The sequence below is a fragment of the Pseudonocardia sp. ZF1 genome, from assembly GCF_056835605.1.
In genome coordinates, this window is record NZ_JAJNBY010000001.1 from 5,534,777 (window position 1) to 5,552,048 (window position 17,272).

Here is a 17,272-nt window from a genome sequence, read left to right on the forward strand (position 1 = left end):
ATCAGCCCGGGGTCACGAGCAGGTTGGCCAGCGCCTGTCCGATGGCCGGACCGCTGCCGGTCACGGCGATGCCCAGTGCGATCAGACCCACCAGCAGTCCGATGCTGCGCCGGGCCACGCCGGCGTTGTCACCACGACCACCGATCCACAGCAGGATGACGGCGATCGCGAGCAGGATCAGCGGCACGATGTTGTTCGTGATCCAGTCACGGAGGTTGACCGTGGTCAGCTGTCCGCCCTGGGCGAGTACCAGCTGGATCGCCTCGTACGAGGTCTTCACAGCTCCTCCTTGCGGCAGTCCGCTTGTCCCGGTCGCTCCCGCAGGCGAGTAGACCACGAGACCCGTACGGGATCCTAGGGGCTGAGCCACCCGGCCCACCGGTGCGCCACGCTGCGCGATCGGGTCGACACGGTCGGACCAGCGCCGATCGGGCGTGACTCGTGTCTCCCCGCGGGACCGGCCCCGGTCCGAGATGTCATGGTCGTCCTTGGCTACTGTTCGGTAACAAGCACGACCCGACCATGACGGGGTCGGGCGACCCCAGGCCGGGCGCACTACCCTTCGCCCGACCGTCGTCGCACCCCACCACACCAGTGCGGCGACGAGGTCCGAGGAGGCACTGCGATGGAGAGGCCCGCCCGGTCCCGGCGGCACGGTACTCCGTGCGCCCCCGACCGCGCCCTCGCCGACGCGCGCCACCGGACCGGTTCATCGTTTCCCGTCCCGATCCGTCACGGCAGCACCACGCTCCGGCAGGGACCGCTGGGTGTTCAACAGGGAGGTTCCTCCAGATGACCTGGGTGCAGTACACGCTCGGCATCGTCACCGTGCTGTCGGCGATCGTCGCCGTGGCCCTCGTCGCGATGACCGTGACCCGGATGGTGAAGATCATCCGGCTCGGTGAGTCCGACCCGACGCGCACCGGCCCGTTCGGGCCGCGGTTCGCGACGATGCTCAAGGAGACCCTGGGTCACACCAGGATGCTCAAGTGGACCAAGGTGGGCATCGTCCACTGGCTGGTCATGGTCGGATTCGGCGGCCTGTTCCTGGCGCTGATCGAGGCCTTCGTCGAGGTCTGGAACCCGACCTTCCACCTGCCGCTGATCGGGCAGTGGTCGGTGTACTCGCTGTTCGTCGAGATCCTCGGCGTCGGCACGGTCGTCGGCATCGCCGCGCTGATCGTCATCCGCCAGGCGAACAACCCGAACCGGCAGGGCCGGATGTCGCGGTTCTACGGCTCGAACATGGGCCGCGCCTACTTCGTCGAGACGATCGTGTTCCTCGAGGGGCTGGGCATCCTGGTGGTGCGCGGCGCGAAGATCTCCCTGGGCGCGTTCGACGTGCCGGTCTGGTCCGCCCCCGTCTCCTACGCGCTGTCCGCGGTCCTGCCCGCCTCGACCACGCTGGTCACCGTCTTCGCCGCGGTGAAGGTGCTGTCCGCGACGGTCTGGCTGATCGTCATCGCGCTCACCCCGACGATGGGTGTGGCCTGGCACCGGTTCACCGCGTTCCCGAACATCTACTTCAAGCGCAACGACGACGGCTACAAGGCCCTCGGCGCGACCCGGCCGATGATGTCGAACGGCAAGCCGCTGGACCTGGAGGAGGCCGACCCCGACACCGACACCTTCGGCGTCGGCAAGGTCGAGGACTTCACCTGGAAGGGCCTGCTCGACTTCACCACCTGCACCGAGTGCGGGCGCTGCCAGTCGCAGTGCCCGGCCTGGAACACCGAGAAGCCGCTGTCGCCGAAGCTGCTGGTCAACGCCCTGCGCGACCACGCCTACGAGAAGGCCCCCTACCTGCTCGCCGGCGGCAGCCGCGACATGGCGGGCGACGAGGTCGGCATCACCGGCGAGGGCGCCGAGGAGCGGCTCAAGGCCATCCCGGTCGACGCCCTGGAGGCCGCGGGCCGGCCGCTGGTCGGCGGTGAGGACGTCCTCGGCGTCATCGACCCCGACATCCTGTGGTCCTGCACCACCTGCGGCGCGTGCGTCGAGCAGTGCCCGGTCGACATCGAGCACGTCGACCACATCATCGACATGCGCCGCTACCAGGTCCTCATCGAGACCGAGTTCCCCACCGAGCTCAACTCGCTGTTCAAGAACCTGGAGAACAAGGGCAACCCCTGGGGCCAGAACGCCAAGGACCGCCTCGAGTGGACCAAGGGCCTCGACTTCGAGGTCCCGGTCGTCGAGAGCGAGCTCGACGCCGAGACCGAGTACCTGTTCTGGATCGGCTGCGCCGGCGCGTTCGACGACGGCCAGAAGAAGACCGTCCGGGCCACCGCGGAGCTGCTGCACCGCGCCGGGGTGAACTTCGCCGTCCTCGGCTCGGGGGAGACCTGCACCGGTGACCCCGCGCGCCGCTCGGGCAACGAGTTCGTGTTCCAGATGCTCGCCCAGCAGAACGTCGAGACCCTCAACACCGTGTTCGAGGGCCGCGAGGCCGGCACCCGCAAGATCGTCACGACCTGCCCGCACTGCCTCAACACCCTGGGCCGGGAGTACCCCCAGCTCGACGGGCACTACGAGGTCGTGCACCACACCCAGCTGCTCAACAAGCTGGTGCGGGACAAGAAGCTGGTCCCGGTGTCGGCCCCGGCGGGCGAGGAGACCGGCCCGGTCACCTACCACGACCCCTGCTACCTCGGGCGGCACAACGAGGTCTACGAGGAGCCCCGCGCGCTGATCAACGCGACCGGAGCGGCCGGGACGACCACGCTCACCGAGATGCCGCGCCACGGCGACCGGTCGATGTGCTGCGGTGCCGGTGGCGCCCGGATGTGGATGGAGGAGCGCATCGGCAAGCGCATCAACTTCACCCGCGCCGAGGAGGCCGCCGAGACCCTCACGAAGGCCGGGGGCGGCTCGGAGCCGTCCGGCACGCTCGCGGTCGGCTGCCCGTTCTGCCGCACGATGATGACCGACGGCGTGAACCAGACCGCCGGTGAGGCCGTGCAGGTCCAGGACGTCTCGCAGATGCTGCTCGCCGCGGTGAAGCGGGGCGACGCCCCCGCCGACACCGCGCCGGAGCCGCAGCCGGAGACCGAGGGCCAGAGCGCGCCGACCACCGACGCCCCGGGGACCGCCACCCCGGCCGCCGAGGTGGCCGACGAGGCCGCGAAGCAGGACCCGACCCCGGCCGGCTCGGACGGCGCCTCGAGCACCGGCACCCCGGCGTCGTCGGGGAACGGGTCGTCGCCGGAGGAGGCGACGCCGGAGCGCTCGAACGAGAACTGACCCACCACCGACGACGGCCGGGTACCCCGCAGGGGGTGCCCGGCCGTCGTCGTGTGCGGCTCAGCAGGGAGTGAAGGAGCTGACCTGGAACGTCGCCGGGGTGGTGCGGGTGAGGACGACGCGGCCGAGCTGCGGTGCGGCCGCGCCCCACGCCGAGCCGCAGGCGTCGACGGCGGTGGTGGCGCCGACCGCCACGTCCGGGTCCGGACGCCGGTCCGGGACGGTGACCTGTGCCCCGGCGGGCATCCGCCCGTGCAGGACGGCGACGGCGTCCTCGCAGGCCGCCGCACCGGTCGCGGCGCGGAGCTGGTCGAGCGCGGCGGGTTGGACGAGCCGGCAGACCCGGGCCGGGTTCGGCGAGGCGACCCCGGTGTCCAGCGAGACGAGCGCGAGCTGCGGGCGGGCGACGCCGAGGTCGCTGCGGAACTGTGCGCCGGCCTGCGCGTCGACGCGGGCCTGGTCCTGCCGGATCTCGGCCGAGCGGAACGAGTAGCCGACCCCGGACACCACCAGCAGCACCACGCCGGCGGCGAGCACCGTCCAGCGCGGCAGCAGCAGCGCCCCGGCGACGACTACCCCCACCGACAGGGCCAGTGCCCATGCCCACGGGTTCTCCCGCGTCCCGTTCACCAGGGCCGCGACGAGCACGACCCCGGCGACGTGCGGTGCCCACCCCTGGAGCAGCCGGTCCAGCCGCAGCAGGGCCAGCAGGACCAGGGTGCCGAACCCGAGGCCGACCGGGACCCACCAGCGGCCCGGGTCGTCGAGGAAGGGCAGGAGCAGGACCGCGGCACCCGCGAGACCGAGCGCGGTGGCACCGCGGACGGTGCGGGGGCGCAGGCGGCGCCACGGGGCCCAGGGGTCCCGGTCCTCCGTCCCGCGGTCCGCCCGCGGCGGGTCCGCGGGGGCGGGTGCGACCCGGCGGGTGAGGGCGCGTGAGCCCGGGTCGGGCTCCGGGGGGACCACGGGGGACACGACGAGCTCGGTGCCGGGGTCCGGCGGGGTGGCGGGCTCGGAACGGGCCGTGCCCTCACCGGCCGCGTTCTCCCCGGCGCCGCCGGGCGCGGGTGTGCCGGAGGCGGGGGCGCCACGCCCGGCCGGGCCGGGACCGGCGTCGTCGTACCGGGGCGGGGTGGCGCGGCGGACGCCGCGGTCGGGGCGACCACTCCGACGGCGGCCGGTGGCCCACGGGTCCGGGGAGCTGCGGTCGGCGTCCATCACCGCCCAGCGTAGCGGCGGTGCACGCCCCCGCGGGCGCGCTCAGGCGGCGAAGAACGCGTTCATCCCCGGCTCGTCGGACAGGAAGGTCTCGATCTCGACGATCCGGTCGCCCCCGATCCGGCACACGGTGGCGAGGTGCTCGTCGAGCACCCGGTCCCCGCGGCGGGCCGTGTTGTGCAGCCCGAGCGCGACGTGTTCGGCGCTCACCAGGATGTGCTCGAGCGCGAAGTCCACCCCGTAGGACGCGATCAGCGCCGCACGTTCGAGCACCGCGTCGGCGCCGTCGACCCGACCCGAGACCGCGTTGTCGCCCGGCAGGGTCCAGGAGACCTCCGGATCGAGGATCGCCCGCAGCCGGTCGCGGTCCCCGGTGGTGAGGGCGGTGTGGAACTCGGTCGCGATGTGCCGCCGGATGTCCATGACTCCTCCAATAGTTCGACTCTATTCGAACCATAAGAGGGTCGAGCGGTCGCCACCAGATGACGGCCGCCACATCGGTTCGACTGTAGTCGTACTATGGGGCCGTGCAGGAGAACCCGCCCCCGGCCGCCGACGAGCTGCGCATCGAGACCGTGATCGCAGCACTCGACCACCCCGTGCGGATGCGCGTCGTCCGCACACTCGCCGCACTCGGCGAGGACGAGACGCTCACCTGCCAGGAGATCCTGCCGGACATGACCAAGAGCAGCGCGAGTCACCACTGGCGGACGCTGCGGGAGTCGGGCGTGATCGAGCAGCGCCGCGACGGCAGGGTGCTGCGCACCCGGCTGCGGCGCGTCGACCTCGACGCGAGGTTCCCCGGGCTCGTGGCGGCCGTGGTCGCCGGGTGAGTTCAGGCCCGCCGGGTGTCGGTGCGGTGGAAGTTGCGGAACGCGCGCGACGGCGTCGGGCCCCGCTGCCCCTGGTAGCGCGACCCGACGCCCTCGGTGCCGTAGGGCCGTTCGGCCGGGCTGGACAGCCGGAACAGGCACAGCTGCCCGATCTTCATCCCCGGCCACAGCGTGATCGGCAGGTTCGCCACGTTGGACAGCTCGAGGGTGATGTGGCCGGTGAAGCCCGGGTCGATGAACCCGGCCGTGGAGTGGGTCAGCAGACCCAGACGGCCGAGCGAGCTCTTGCCCTCCAGGCGACCGGCCAGGTCGTCGGGCAGCCCGACCCGCTCGAACGTGGAGCCCAGCACGAACTCGCCGGGGTGCAGCACGAACGACTCGCCGTCCGGCGTCTCGACCGGGGTCGTCAGCTCGTCCTGCTGCTGGGAGGGGTCGATGTGGGTGTAGCGCGAGTTCTGGAAGACGCGGAAGTACCGGTCCAGCCGGACGTCGACGCTGGACGGCTGGAGCATCTCGACGTCCCACGGGTCGAGCACGAGCCGGCCGGACTCGATGTCCTTGCGCAGGTCACCGTCGGAGAGCAGCACGCCGACACCCTATCCAGGGCCCGCGGTCACGCCTCGGAGGACTCCTCGGAGTCCGACTCCACCCCGCCGGGGCTGTGCCGGCCGCCGCCGCCGAGGTCGTCGGGCAGCTGCGGCGAGCGGGTCAGCCCGAACATCCAGGCGACGGCCTGCTCGGCGCGGGCGGCCTCGAAGCCGTCCGACGCGGCGGCGCGGCGCCCGTGGTCGCCGTCGAGCACCTGCGCGACGGCGGCGGCCGCGTCGTGCGCGGCGATGCTGCGGATCGAGTCGCCGGGCTGCGGCACGTTCGGCCCGTCGACCAGGACCGCGAGGGTGCCGAGACCGGGTGCGTCGACGACGAGCTCGTGGTCGTCGCTGACCAGGACGGTCGCCGCGGTGAGCACGGCCAGCTGGTCGGGCAGCGCCGGCTCGGCCACGACCGTCACCCGCGGGTGGGTCCCGAGCGACTGCGCCGTCTCCCCGGCGGCGAGCGCACCGAACAGCACGATCTCGATCCTCGGGTACCGCTCCAGCAGGTCCGCGATCCCGCGCAGCACCGGCGACGACGAGGCCCTCGCCAGGTCGACGACGATCAGCCTGCGGTGCTGGTCGTGCACCCGCTCCAGCGCGTCGACACAGCCCTGGTGCTGCGGGCCGGGCAGCGAGTTGATCGTGTCGCCGATCGTCAGCACGTTCGGGCCGAGCGGACTGCCCAGCGCGGAGCCGCTGGTGGTGAGGAACAGCGACGCGAGCTGGCCGATGACCCGCCGGTGCGCCTCCTGCGGGAACGGGCACAGCAGGTCGTCGGTACCCATGCCGGCCTGCATGTGCACGATCGGGATCCGCCGCCAGAACGCGACCGTCGCCGCGACCTCTGCCGCCAGCCCACCACCGTGCACCAGCACCGCGGACGGGTCCTGGTCGACGAGCAGCTGGTCGAGCCGGGTGAACAGCGCCGCGGCGACGTCGGCCATGCCGGGCCCGGTCTCCAGCGGCAGCAGGATCGTGATGTCGGTGGGGACACCGAGGGCCTCGAACGCCTCGTGGACGGACATCGGGTCCGGGCCGGTGGCGACGGTGATCCCACGGATGCGGTCCGCCGCCGCGACGGCCCCGGCGACCGGGGCGAGCCGGGCGACCTCGGGACGGCTGCCGGCGATGAGGAGGACGTCGTGCTCGTGGTCCGGGGGGAACCCGGACACGTCGCCCGACGTCGGGTCGAACACCGTCATCGCAGTCGCCTTCCGGCCGAGGTCTGACCGACGGTGACGAGTGTGCGCGGAGCGGGCGGCCGGGTCGAGACACGCGCGCCCGGTGGTCGGATCGTGCGACGACCGGGCAGGGGAGGTCCGTGACAGGTACGCGGATCGTGGTGCTAGGGTGATCTCACGCCATGCGGATGTAGTTCAATGGTAGAACATCAGCTTCCCAAGCTGAATACGCGGGTTCGATTCCCGTCATCCGCTCAGAACACGAAGGCCCAGGTCAGCGGCAGGTTTCCCGCCGAGCCTGGGCCTTCGTCGTCTCCGGGGAACAGTCTCTCGTGCCATTCCGTGCGACGACGGTCCGTGACCGGTGGCGTGTGGCAGTCGCCGTGCGGCCTCATGATCACCGTTTGTGGAGCGCGGGGGCCGTGGAGTGCACTCCGGACTCCACAACCGGTGATCATGGAGTCAGAGCGCGGGCGGTACGTCCCGGCGGGTGACCCACCAGGTCGCGACCCCGGCCCCGGTGAGCAACGGGACGAGCACCAGCACCGCGGGGCCGGCGAACACCGCGACCACGCCCAGCGCGATCGCCGCGGTCCCCGCGCCGAGGCCGCTGGCCACGGCCAGCGCCGTCGCCCGCTCGCCGACCGGTTCCCCGGCCACCCAGGACAGGGTGCGGGCCACCCCGGCGACGACCACCGCCAGCACGATCCCCACGACCACCGCGGCCGGCGGCAGCGCGGCACCCGCCGCGAGCACGACCGGGATCGCGAGCGCGGTGAGGACGGCGGACAGCAGGGCACGCAGGGAGCGCCGCAGCGGCGGGACGGGGGGTGTCACGTCTCCCCATTGTGCAGGGTCTGACCTGCGGTTTCGATGTAACCTGCGCGACCCTCAGTAGAGCCGGGCCGCGTAGCCGGCACCGTAGTACTCCTCGATCCTCTCCAGTGGCTCGTCGGGACGGGCGAGCCGCTTGGCGAGCTGCGCGGTGGAGGGCAGCGCGTCCGGCTCGGGCCAGCTCGTCGTCACCCACAGCTCGGAGCGCAGGAACGCCTTGGGACAGTGGAAGTAGATCTGGTCGATCGCGACCTCGCAGGCGAGCAGCGGCCGGCGGCCCTTCACGGCGAGCTCGTCGAAGTACGGCGCGTCCCGGACGAGCCGGGCCCGGCCGTTGATGCGCAGCGTGTCGTTGCGGCCCGGCACCAGCAGGATCACGCCGACGTGCGGGTTCTCCAGGACGTTGCGCCAGCCGTCGACGCGGCCGTTGCCGGGACGCTCGGGGATCGCGACCGTGCGGTCGTCGACGACGTGCACGAAACCGGCCGGGTCGCCCTTCGGCGAGACGTCGCAGGTGCCGTCGCGGCCCGACGTCGCCAGCAGCAGGAACCGGGACGCCGCCAGCCAGGCGCGGTGCACGTCCACGAGGTGGTCGCGCTCCTTCGCCAGCGCGGGCGCGATGGGCTGCCCGGTGATCCCCTGCAGCTCGGCGAGGGTACGGATCTCGGTGCCGTGCGCGTCGGAGGTCATGGGCCGACGGTAGGCGCGGACGCGGGCGGGGCCGAGTGGATTCCGGTCACGGGCGTCCGACGACGGGCGGCGTCCACGCCCGCCACGGGAACAGCACGGACACGTCCGGCAGCGGCGTCCGCGGACACGGCCCGTACGGCGCGCTCACCGGTGCACCGTCGATCCCTGCGGGCCGTCGCTCCAGGAGATCTTCTTGGCGAAGCAGTCGTCGGAGCCGAAGCCCTGGGCGTCGCACCAGGCGTTCGCGCCGGCCGCGGCGGTGAAGGGCTGGGCGACGACCACGACCCAGTAGTCGCTGTTGCGGAAGACCGGCCAGTCGCCGGACCAGACCAGCGCGGCGCCCGGGTACTGCGCGGCGAGGCCGCGGTAGTGCTCGAGGATGCCCTGCTCGTCATAGGTGATGCCGCCGTCGCTGGTGCCGGCGCGCTTGGAGGACAGCTGCGGAACCCAGTAGCCGGCCGTCGCGGCGACGCGCGGGCTGTCGGCGGCGGCCTGCTCGGTGAGCGACGTCGTCGGCGACGGGGTGTAGCCCGGCACGTAGGTGGTCGGCGGGATCACGACCGGCGCCGCGGCCGGGGCGACCACCACCGGTACCGGCGCGGCCGCCGGGGTCACGGTGGGCGCGGTGCCGGGGAGCAGGTCGGGGCGCAGGACGAGGAGCGCCGCCCCCACCAGCAGCAGCGTCACCAGCACCAGCGAGGCGACGACCCACGGCGTCCGCGACGGGGCGGGCACCACCGGACCCCACCCGGCCGGGGCGTCCCAGCCCGGCGCGTAGCCGGTCGGCTGCGGACCGGCCCAGGCCGACGGGACCGACGCAGGCGCGGCGGGGCGGTACTGCGCGGCCGACGGGTGCTGCACCGCGGTATGCCCCTGCGGCACCGGGGCCCCGGCGCCGACCTGCACCGCCCCGGTCCGCGGCCGGGGGACGACGGCCTGCGCCCGCGGCCGTCCGCACCCCACGCAGAAGTGCAGCGAGCCCAGCAGCTCCGCCCCGCACCGGCACCGCTCCACCATGACGACCCTCCCCGACGACGGCGGCCGGATCCGTCCGACCGTGTTGCCTGCTCATCGCACGCGACACCCTGTCGTTATCGATGATCTTGGTCCGAACGGCGCACTTCATCTCTTGTGATGACGGGTCGGAACGGAGCAGCCCGCCGGCCCGGCAGGAGGGTGCCCCGGGTGCCGTCGTGGGACGAGGGCCATGACCAACACCGTCGAGCGGGGACGCATCGGGCAGCTGCAGGACGGTCCCGTCAGCATCACCTACCAGCCCAGCACGGGCGTCATCCCCGGCTCCCGCCCGGTGGCGGCGAGCGCGAGGGCGGTGTCGTCCCCCCACCCCGCGACGACGTCGGGACCGGCCAGCCGGGTCACCGTCTCCCGCACCACCGCGAGCCCCGACGCGGGCGGGGCCGGTGCGTCCGGCAACGCGACGGTCATGTCCAGGTGGTGCACCACGACCTCGACGACCCAGGTGCCGACGAAGTCCCCGACGTCGAGGACGTGCCCCTGGAACTCCAGCCGGTACGGCCCGTCCAGGTCCGCGACGAGCCGGCGCAGGCCGCGCAGCGTCATCGCGACGTGGGCGATCTGCCCGGTCGGGCGGGCGTAGGCGGACGCGACGGCGCGGGCGAAGCGCTCGTGCGCCCAGTCCGGCAGCTCGGACCCGGGAAACGCGGTCCAGTAGGTCGCGAGGTCGGCGTCGGCGGGGCGGTCGGTGCGGGCGGGGAACCCGGCGAGCATCTCGACCAGGCCCAGGTGCAGGTGCGCGAGGACGTCCGCGGCGAGCCAGCCGTGACAGCGGCTGCGGGCGTGCAGGTCGGTGTCGTCGACGTGGTCGAGCAACGCGGACAGCCCGTCGAGCGCGTCGAGGAACGCCGGGCGCGCCACGTCGAGCGGGTAGACCGTCACAGCAGGTCCGCACCCGACCGCGACGCCGGTTGCTCCCCGGCCGCGGCCATCTCCTCGGCCACCCGCATCAGCTCGGTGTTGACCGGGGTCGCGATCCGGTGCGCCGCGCCCAGGGCCACGATCTCGCCGTTGAGGTAGCGGGCCTCGATGGAGCCGGTCCCGCGCTGCAGGCTCTGCCACGACGAGGAGCCGCGCCGCGCCGCGCCCGCGACCGGCCGCTCGCTGATGGTGCCCTCCCGGCGGACGCGGTCGTCGTCGCCGGTCCGGGCGGTGATCCCGGCCGCGTCCAGCACGGCGCGGCCCTCCGCGGTCACGGCGTCGACGAGGCGGGGAGCGTCCGGGTCGTCGAGCCCGCAGATCGCGTCGACGGCGTTGGCCAGGTTGGTGAGCAGCTTGCCGTACTTCGCGGCCATCACGTCCGGGTCGGCGCGGGAGGAGAACCCGGCCGCGGTGAGGTCGGCGACGATCGCCTCGGTGGTGGCGTCGACACCGGAGGGGAAGCGGCCGACGTCGAGCACGCCCGGGACCGGCGACGACGACGCGACGACCACCCCCGGCTCGTAGTGCTCGGCGGGCAGGATCACCAGCATCGCCTGCACCCGGTCGGTGCGGCGCGCGGCGAGCCGCTCGTTGGCGACGCCGTTCTGCGCGCACGCCACGGTGATCCCGGGGGCCGCCTTGAGCAGCGCGGCCAGCGGCGGCGGGGTGTCCTGCGACTTGACGGCGAGGATCGCGACGTCGTCGGGGGTGGGCCGGGCCTCGCCGACCGTGCCGACGGCCTCGACCGGGTGGGTGGTCGACCCGTCCGGGGTGTCGAGGCGCAGCCCGCGTTCGCGGATCGCGTCGAGGTGCGCGCCCCGGGCGACGACCACGACCTCCCGCCCGGCCGCGTGCAGCCGCGCCGCGATCGTCCCGCCGACGGCCCCTGCCCCGATCACCACATAGCGCACGACGACGATGGTGGCTCAGCCGTCGCGACGGCGCACGACCGACGGCGGGGCCTTCCGCCGCCAGGCCTCCTCGACGAGCTCCGCGAGCTGCCCCGCGTCGACCCGGTCGAGGTCGACGAGGATCACGCCGTGGCCGTCGTAGTGCGGGGTCGTGAAGTACGCCGGGTCGCCCGACGCGAGCAGCGCCTCCTTCTCCTCGAGCGAGCACATCAGCACCAGCCCGCCCTCGGCCTCGGTGCGCAGCCGGGCGAAACCCTTGCCACGGACCTTCAGCGACGGCGTCCGGTACCAGGTCGACTCCTCGACCTCCGGCAGCCCGGACCCGATCCGCACCACGTCGTCCCAGCTCGGCATGGGGTCATGGTGCCCGCGGCGGGCGCTGCCCGTCGTGGAGGAATCAGACCAGGTGGGCCGCGAGGAACCGGTCGACGGCGGCGCGGCCGTCGGCCACGTGCGGCTCGACCTTCCACTGCTCGACCAGCTCCGCGCCCGGCGCGAGCCCGGCGAGGCGGCGCGACACGGGCTCCGGGTGGAAGGCGTCGATCCCCATCAGTACCAGCCACGGCGTCGCGACGTGGGCGAGCGCCTCGTCGGGGACGGAGTACAGCATCCCGCCGCCGCCCCACATGTTCGTGCGGAACGCCGCCCAGTCGTCGTCGGGGACCCCGGGGTGGTCGGCCTCGATCCCGGCGCGCCACTCGTCGAACTTCTCCTCGAACAGGTGCTGGTTGTCGGCGCGGCCGATGGGCTGCAGCGCGACCGCGGCCCGGACGCGTTGCGGCGCGGTGACCAGCAGGTTCGCGATGAAGGCGCCGCCGATGCACATGCCGAGCACCGCGCACTCGTCGACGCCGAGGTGGTCGAGCAGGGCGAGCTGGTCGGCGGTATAGGTGTCCCAGCCGTCGCTGCCGTGGACCTCGGCGACCGAGGACCCGGCGTTGCGCTGGTCCATCGCGATGACGCGGTACCGCTGCGCGAGGTGGGTGACCGGGTCCCAGGGGGCGTTGCCCCAGGCCGCGATCGTCGAGTTCATGCCGCCCGGGGCCAGCAGCAGGACCGGGAACCCCGTGCCGTGCTCCTCGTAGTGCAGGGTCACACCGGGGCGCTCGAAGGAGGGCATGGCCCGAAACTAGGCCACCCGCGGGGGAGTCCGCTTCTCCGGACGGCGCCGCGCCAGGATCGAGGTGCCGTAGACGACGAGCGCCAGCCCGAGCAGCAGCAGCCACCACAGACCGGGGCGGACGGTGTCGTCGAGCAGGGTGATGCCGACCAGACCGGGCACGACGACCTGGGTGACCATGTAGAGCGCGGTGACCGTGGAGACGTCGCCGAGCTGCAGCGCGCGGGCGTAGTTGTACAGGCCGGTCAGGGCCATCCCGACCAGGATGTACACGAGCGGCTCGCGCAGCAGGCTCCCCAGGTCCACACCGTCGGAGACGTGCATCGCGCGGATGCAGACCGAGCCGCCGCCCAGCCCGAGCCCGGCGAGCACCGCCGACGGCCACGGCTTGGTCGAGTTCGCGATCGCCAGCGTCACCCCCATGATCGCGACGAGCGCCGCGATCAGGACGGCGACGGTCGTGCCGTGGCCGGTCAGGGCCTGCTTGCGCTCGGTCCCCGCGCTGCCGGCGACGAACGCGAGCCCGAGCATGCTGGCGCCGATGGCGAGCCGGTGCACCGGCCGCAGCCACTCGCCGCGGAAGTAGCGGGCGTACAGGGCGGTCATCGCGATGGCCCCGGCGAGCGTCGCCTGCACCGCGAAGATGGGGATGAACTGCAGCGCGACGACCATGCAGAGCCAGGTGACGATGTCCATCGCGATCCCGCCGAGGAACCGGGGGCGGGCCAGGACGGCGCTGGTGCGCCCGCCCTGGTCGGCCGCGTCGGCCTGGAGGATGGCGGCGACGGTGCTGCAGAGCATCGCGAACACCGCGAAGAGCATGCCGATCAGCACGGGCGGGCCCGGGTCAGGGCACGGGCGGCACGCGGAGTGATCGGCACCGGCCGATTGTGACGTACCGCTACCGGGTGCCGGCCGGGCGGGCGTCCGACGGGGCGGGCCGCTGCTCGGGCAGCGCCGCGGGCATCTCGAAGAAGCCGCTCATCAGCCCGCTGCCGGGCTGCTCGTCACGTGTACCGGCGGCGGCCTGCCAGGGGGACGTGCCGCCCTGGGTCGCCCGGCGCTGCGCCAGCAGGGCCCGCGGGCGCTCGGTGAGGACCAGGATGCCGACCGTCAGGGCCACCCCCACCAGCAGCGGCCCTCCGACCACCAGGATGGGCCAGCCCACCACGACATACGCGAGCACCAACGCACCCGCCGCCATGCCGATGACCGCCCCCGCCAACCGCGTCACCACGCGCCCCTCTCACACCGTGCCCCAACCGTGACGACCAGTGTTTTACCACGTCGGAGGGGGTGGACACGGCCGACGCGACGCGGTGGCGGTCACACCTTCGGGCACGGCCGTATCGCAAGGTGCATGGGGCCGAGCCGGCGTGGGGGCTCCCGTGTCCACGCCGGCCCGGCGGTCCGAATCATCCCGCCCCGGGGCCCGGGCGGGACGGGGTGGGGGTCACTCGGCGCTGTCGTCGCAGCGCAGAGGGTGATCGGCGGTGGATTCCCTGTCCGACAGAATGATCACGCAGCCGCACCCGCGGCCGGGGTGGTCGACGTCGGCGCGGGGGCCGTGGTCGTCGGGTCCGGGACCGGGGTGGTCGGGCCGGTGGCGGGCGGAGTCGTGACCGGCGGGGTGGTGACCGGCGGGTCGGGCGGGCCCTCCGGCGCCTTGCTCGGGCCCGGAGTCGTCGCCGGCGGCGTCGTGACCGGAGGGGTCGACACCACCGGGGCGGGGGGCACGACCGGCGTCGGAGCCGCCGCAGCGGGAGCCGGGGCGACGGCAGCGACCGGAGCGGCAGCACCCGCGGCGGGGCGGGCCGCCGTGCCCCCGGTGGCCGCGCCACCCGAGGCACCGGCGCCACCGGCGGCGGCGTGCCTCCCGCCCACGGGGGCGCCCGCGGCCGGACCGGCGGCGACGCCGGCGGCCGGGGCGGCGCCCGGGGCGACCGGGGCCGGCGCGACGGCCGGTGAGCTCAGCACGGGGGCCGCGCTCAGCTCACCGATCCCGGGGCTCGTCGTGGGCCAGAACAGCAGCGCACCCGCGATGGCGGCGGCACCGGCGAGACCACCGGCACCGACCACCAGGCGCTGCCGGGTGATCGTGGCGCGACGGGCGGTGGCCGGGGCGTCCCGGGTGACCAGGGTGTCCGGGGCGGGCCGCTCCGGGCGGACGGCGGACGGCGCGGGCAGCTGTCCGACCCCGAGGAACGAGGTCCGTGCGGGGGGGGGGGCTGCGCCGTACGGGGGCGGGGGACCACGGTCAGCGGGCCGGTCGGCGGCTCCGGGTCGAGCAGCGCGACGGCCGTGGCGGCCGCGGCGGGCTGCTCGGTCCGCGCGGTCCGCTCCCGCTCGCCGCGGGTCGGCCACGCCGGCGCGATGCGGTCGGTCGTGCCGGTGCGGCCGGTGCGGTCGGTGGCCTCCGGCCCGGGCCGGTCCCACGGGCTGCGCCCGGCCGGGTCGACGGGCTCGCGGGGCGCGGGGACACCGGTCAGCGGTGCCATCCGTACACCGGGCCAGGAGGTCCCGGCCCCCGGTGCGACGGCCAGTGCGGCACCGCGGGCGGCGTCGGCCACCGGGTCCGCGACGACGGCGATCGGGCGGCCCAGTGCCGCCGAGACCGCCTGCACCACGACCGGCATCCGCGCGGCACCGCCGGCGAGCAGCACCTCGGCGTCGGGGGCGGCGGCGGCGACGTCCTGCACCAGGTCGGCGACCGGCTCGAGCAGCGGGCGGGTGAGCTCGTCGAGGTCGGAGCGGTGGATCCGCACCGCGGTCCGCAGGCCGGGCATCTCCACCCGGACGGTCGCGACGGTGTCCCGGGACAGCAGCTGCTTGGCGGCGCGGCACTCGTCCCGCAGGGCGGTCAGGGCGGCGACGGTCCGCGGGTCGTCGGGGTCGAGCGCGTCGAACGCGGCGGCCGTGGCCGGGGAGGAGGACCGGACGAAGGCGAACACCGCGTCGTCGACGTCGACGCCACCGGTCCGGCAGCCCAGCGTGCGGCCGACGGCGTCGGGCAGCACCCCGGGTGCGGCCGCGGCCAGCACGGTCGCGGTGGTCCCGTTGCCCCCCAGGTCGACGACGGCGAGCGGCCCCCCGGCCGGCACGACGGCGCGGTGGGCGAGCGCGACGGCCTGCGGCGCGGTCACCAGGGAGACGGTCAGCCCGCGGCGGCGCAGGGCGGCGGCCAGCAGGTCGCGCTTGTGGCGGCCCCAGCCCACCGGGCAGGTGACCCCGATCCGCGACGGCGGGCCGCCGTGCCGGGTGGACACCTCGTCGACCAGGACACGCACCAGCCGGGCGCACAGGTCCTCGGCCGCGTAGGCGTAGCCGCCCAGCGACAGCGGGGTCGGGTCCCCGACCCGGTCGAGGAAGCCGCGTGCGACGCGGTCCGGCTCGGCCGGGGCCCGGCGACGGGCGGGCTCACCGCACAGCAGGTCACCCCCGGGCGTCGCGACGAGCACCGCCGGGAGCACGTCGCTCCCGTCGCGGCCCCCCAGCCGTACGGGCTCCGCGGCACCGCCCGTGCGCAGCACGGCCGCGGTCACCGAGGTGGCCCCCAGATCGATCCCGAGCAGGTACGACATCACTGCTCCCCCCTCGTCGAACCGGCACGCCGGCGTAGTCCTCTCGCCAGACCATCGACGGGGGCCGCCCCGGTGTTAGCCCGTGCGGCGCAGCAGTTCGAGGTTGGGGACCGATCCCCTAACGGCCCCCCCACGGACCCGGAGCGATCCCCGATGGCCGGACCCGGCGGCGCCCCTAGCTTTCTCGTCATCACCGGCCGACACCACGACCGGTACCCACCTCACTGCCCCGGAGGCAACCATGGCCGGCCGCGACCTCTCTCTCGTCGAGTTCGTCAAGATCATCCTCGGGCTCGGCCCGGACAAGGACGAGAACATCGAGCTGCGCGACTGGTTCCTGAAGGACCCCGACGCCGCGCTCGAGTACCACGGTCTCGGCAACCTGACCGCCGAGGACGTCCGCGACGCCGCCGTCCTGCTCCAGGACAACGACACCGTGTCGTTCGACCGCAGCTACGACACCGGCTTCGACTGGGACCACGGCAACGCCGGCTGGGCCTGGAAGGCCGGCTCCGAGGGCCACCACGAGGGCGGCCACAAGCACGGCGCGGAGCACGAGAAGGTCCACGTCAAGGACAACTTCTACGAGTACCACGTCAACGACCGGGACACCGTCGTCGACAACTCGATCAACCAGAACGTCGACACCGACGGCGGCGACTTCCGCCAGACGATCGAGACCAACTCGGTGACCGCCTCCGGCGACGGCGCCGTGGCCGCCGGCCGCGACATCGAGGATTCGACCATCACCACCGGCAACGGCAACGCGGTGGGCGACGGCAACGCCGTGGTCAACGGCGACGACAACCAGGTCGCCTTCGGCGACGGCTCCTCGGCCGACTCCTACGGCGACATCACCGCCGACGACGGCGGCGCCGTCGCCATCGGCGGCGGCAACGCCACCGGCGACAACTCGGTGAACGGCTCCTTCAACGAGGAGACCACCACGACCACGACGACGAACGAGACCAGCTTCGAGGACTCGTTCAACACCACCATCGACGACTCGGTGGAGAACACCACCACCGACAGCGGCAACACGAACATCGGCAACGGCCTCGAGGCGAACGTCGACCTCGACATCGCCTGATCCGACTCCCGTCGTCGACCGA

General features: G+C 74.0%; 19 protein-coding genes and 1 tRNA gene. 4 read left to right on the forward strand and 16 right to left on the reverse strand.

Annotated elements, in window-relative coordinates:
• Position 1: 1 nt before the first annotated feature.
• Entirely contained in the window at positions 2 to 280 is a 279-nt protein-coding gene (locus ZF1_RS26680; protein ID WP_020622502.1) for a hypothetical protein, read from the reverse strand.
• 512 nt (positions 281 to 792) lie between these two features.
• On the opposite strand from ZF1_RS26680, the gene ZF1_RS26685 reads away from it, so the two are divergent.
• Complete coding sequence (locus tag ZF1_RS26685) at positions 793 to 3,243, forward strand: heterodisulfide reductase-related iron-sulfur binding cluster (RefSeq protein ID WP_482638609.1); 2,451 nt, start codon at positions 793 to 795, stop codon at positions 3,241 to 3,243.
• 60 nt (positions 3,244 to 3,303) lie between these two features.
• On the opposite strand, the gene ZF1_RS26690 is transcribed toward ZF1_RS26685, so the two are convergent.
• Complete coding sequence (locus ZF1_RS26690) at positions 3,304 to 4,461, reverse strand: hypothetical protein (RefSeq protein ID WP_482638610.1); 1,158 nt, start codon at positions 4,459 to 4,461, stop codon at positions 3,304 to 3,306.
• A 42-nt stretch (positions 4,462 to 4,503) separates the two neighbouring features.
• Positions 4,504 to 4,884 (reverse strand): nuclear transport factor 2 family protein, encoded by a 381-nt coding sequence (locus tag ZF1_RS26695; RefSeq protein WP_062398837.1) that lies wholly within the window; start codon positions 4,882 to 4,884, stop codon positions 4,504 to 4,506.
• Between the two features lie 104 nt (positions 4,885 to 4,988).
• Here ZF1_RS26695 and ZF1_RS26700 point away from each other — a divergent pair, with 104 nt between their 5' ends.
• Positions 4,989 to 5,294 (forward strand): ArsR/SmtB family transcription factor, encoded by a 306-nt coding sequence (locus ZF1_RS26700; RefSeq protein WP_062398839.1) that lies wholly within the window; start codon positions 4,989 to 4,991, stop codon positions 5,292 to 5,294.
• Between the two features lie 2 nt (positions 5,295 to 5,296).
• Here ZF1_RS26700 and dcd read toward each other — a convergent pair whose 3' ends face one another.
• Positions 5,297 to 5,881, reverse strand: coding sequence for a dCTP deaminase (dcd, locus tag ZF1_RS26705; RefSeq protein ID WP_251783382.1), 585 nt, complete (start codon positions 5,879 to 5,881; stop codon positions 5,297 to 5,299).
• Between the two features lie 26 nt (positions 5,882 to 5,907).
• The gene (locus ZF1_RS26710) at positions 5,908 to 7,089 is read right to left on the reverse strand and encodes a UDP-N-acetylglucosamine 2-epimerase (protein ID WP_482638611.1); all 1,182 of its coding nucleotides are present in this window, start codon (positions 7,087 to 7,089) and stop codon (positions 5,908 to 5,910) included.
• A 163-nt stretch (positions 7,090 to 7,252) separates the two neighbouring features.
• On the opposite strand from ZF1_RS26710, the gene ZF1_RS26715 reads away from it, so the two are divergent.
• Positions 7,253 to 7,323: transfer RNA gene (locus tag ZF1_RS26715), tRNA-Gly, on the forward strand.
• A gap of 207 nt (positions 7,324 to 7,530) precedes the next feature.
• On the opposite strand, the gene ZF1_RS26720 is transcribed toward ZF1_RS26715, so the two are convergent.
• The 11 genes from ZF1_RS26720 to ZF1_RS26770 all read right to left on the reverse strand — a co-directional run bounded on the left by ZF1_RS26720 (position 7,531) and on the right by ZF1_RS26770 (position 16,160).
• Positions 7,531 to 7,905: a hypothetical protein gene (locus ZF1_RS26720; RefSeq protein ID WP_251783378.1), complete on the reverse strand. Its 375-nt coding sequence runs from the start codon at positions 7,903 to 7,905 to the stop codon at positions 7,531 to 7,533.
• A 54-nt stretch (positions 7,906 to 7,959) separates the two neighbouring features.
• Complete coding sequence (locus tag ZF1_RS26725; RefSeq protein WP_482638612.1) at positions 7,960 to 8,592, reverse strand: pyridoxamine 5'-phosphate oxidase family protein; 633 nt, start codon at positions 8,590 to 8,592, stop codon at positions 7,960 to 7,962.
• A gap of 144 nt (positions 8,593 to 8,736) precedes the next feature.
• Positions 8,737 to 9,609, reverse strand: a complete 873-nt coding sequence (locus tag ZF1_RS26730) for a hypothetical protein (protein ID WP_482638613.1) — start codon at positions 9,607 to 9,609, stop codon at positions 8,737 to 8,739.
• A 252-nt stretch (positions 9,610 to 9,861) separates the two neighbouring features.
• Entirely contained in the window at positions 9,862 to 10,509 is a 648-nt protein-coding gene (locus ZF1_RS26735) for a maleylpyruvate isomerase N-terminal domain-containing protein (protein WP_482638614.1), read from the reverse strand.
• The gene (locus ZF1_RS26740) at positions 10,506 to 11,459 is read right to left on the reverse strand and encodes a ketopantoate reductase family protein (protein ID WP_482638615.1); all 954 of its coding nucleotides are present in this window, start codon (positions 11,457 to 11,459) and stop codon (positions 10,506 to 10,508) included. The genes ZF1_RS26735 and ZF1_RS26740 overlap by 4 nt, the downstream gene beginning before the upstream one ends.
• 15 nt (positions 11,460 to 11,474) lie before the next feature.
• Complete coding sequence (locus tag ZF1_RS26745) at positions 11,475 to 11,813, reverse strand: MmcQ/YjbR family DNA-binding protein (RefSeq protein WP_208826833.1); 339 nt, start codon at positions 11,811 to 11,813, stop codon at positions 11,475 to 11,477.
• Between the two features lie 43 nt (positions 11,814 to 11,856).
• Entirely contained in the window at positions 11,857 to 12,579 is a 723-nt protein-coding gene (locus ZF1_RS26750) for an alpha/beta fold hydrolase (RefSeq protein WP_405420877.1), read from the reverse strand.
• A gap of 9 nt (positions 12,580 to 12,588) precedes the next feature.
• Entirely contained in the window at positions 12,589 to 13,401 is an 813-nt protein-coding gene (locus ZF1_RS26755) for a DMT family transporter (RefSeq protein ID WP_139282843.1), read from the reverse strand.
• Positions 13,402 to 13,480: 79 nt separating this feature from the next.
• Positions 13,481 to 13,813 carry a hypothetical protein gene (locus ZF1_RS26760; protein WP_167410005.1) on the reverse strand — a complete coding sequence of 111 codons (333 nt, stop codon included), beginning with the start codon at positions 13,811 to 13,813 and terminating at the stop codon, positions 13,481 to 13,483.
• 284 nt (positions 13,814 to 14,097) lie between these two features.
• Positions 14,098 to 14,556 (reverse strand): hypothetical protein, encoded by a 459-nt coding sequence (locus ZF1_RS26765; protein WP_482638616.1) that lies wholly within the window; start codon positions 14,554 to 14,556, stop codon positions 14,098 to 14,100.
• An 11-nt stretch (positions 14,557 to 14,567) separates the two neighbouring features.
• Positions 14,568 to 16,160 carry an Hsp70 family protein gene (locus ZF1_RS26770; RefSeq protein ID WP_482638617.1) on the reverse strand — a complete coding sequence of 531 codons (1,593 nt, stop codon included), beginning with the start codon at positions 16,158 to 16,160 and terminating at the stop codon, positions 14,568 to 14,570.
• 241 nt (positions 16,161 to 16,401) lie between these two features.
• Between ZF1_RS26770 and ZF1_RS26775 the strand changes: the two genes are divergently transcribed.
• Entirely contained in the window at positions 16,402 to 17,250 is an 849-nt protein-coding gene (locus tag ZF1_RS26775; protein ID WP_482638618.1) for a hypothetical protein, read from the forward strand.
• The last annotated feature ends 22 nt before the right edge of the window (positions 17,251 to 17,272 follow it).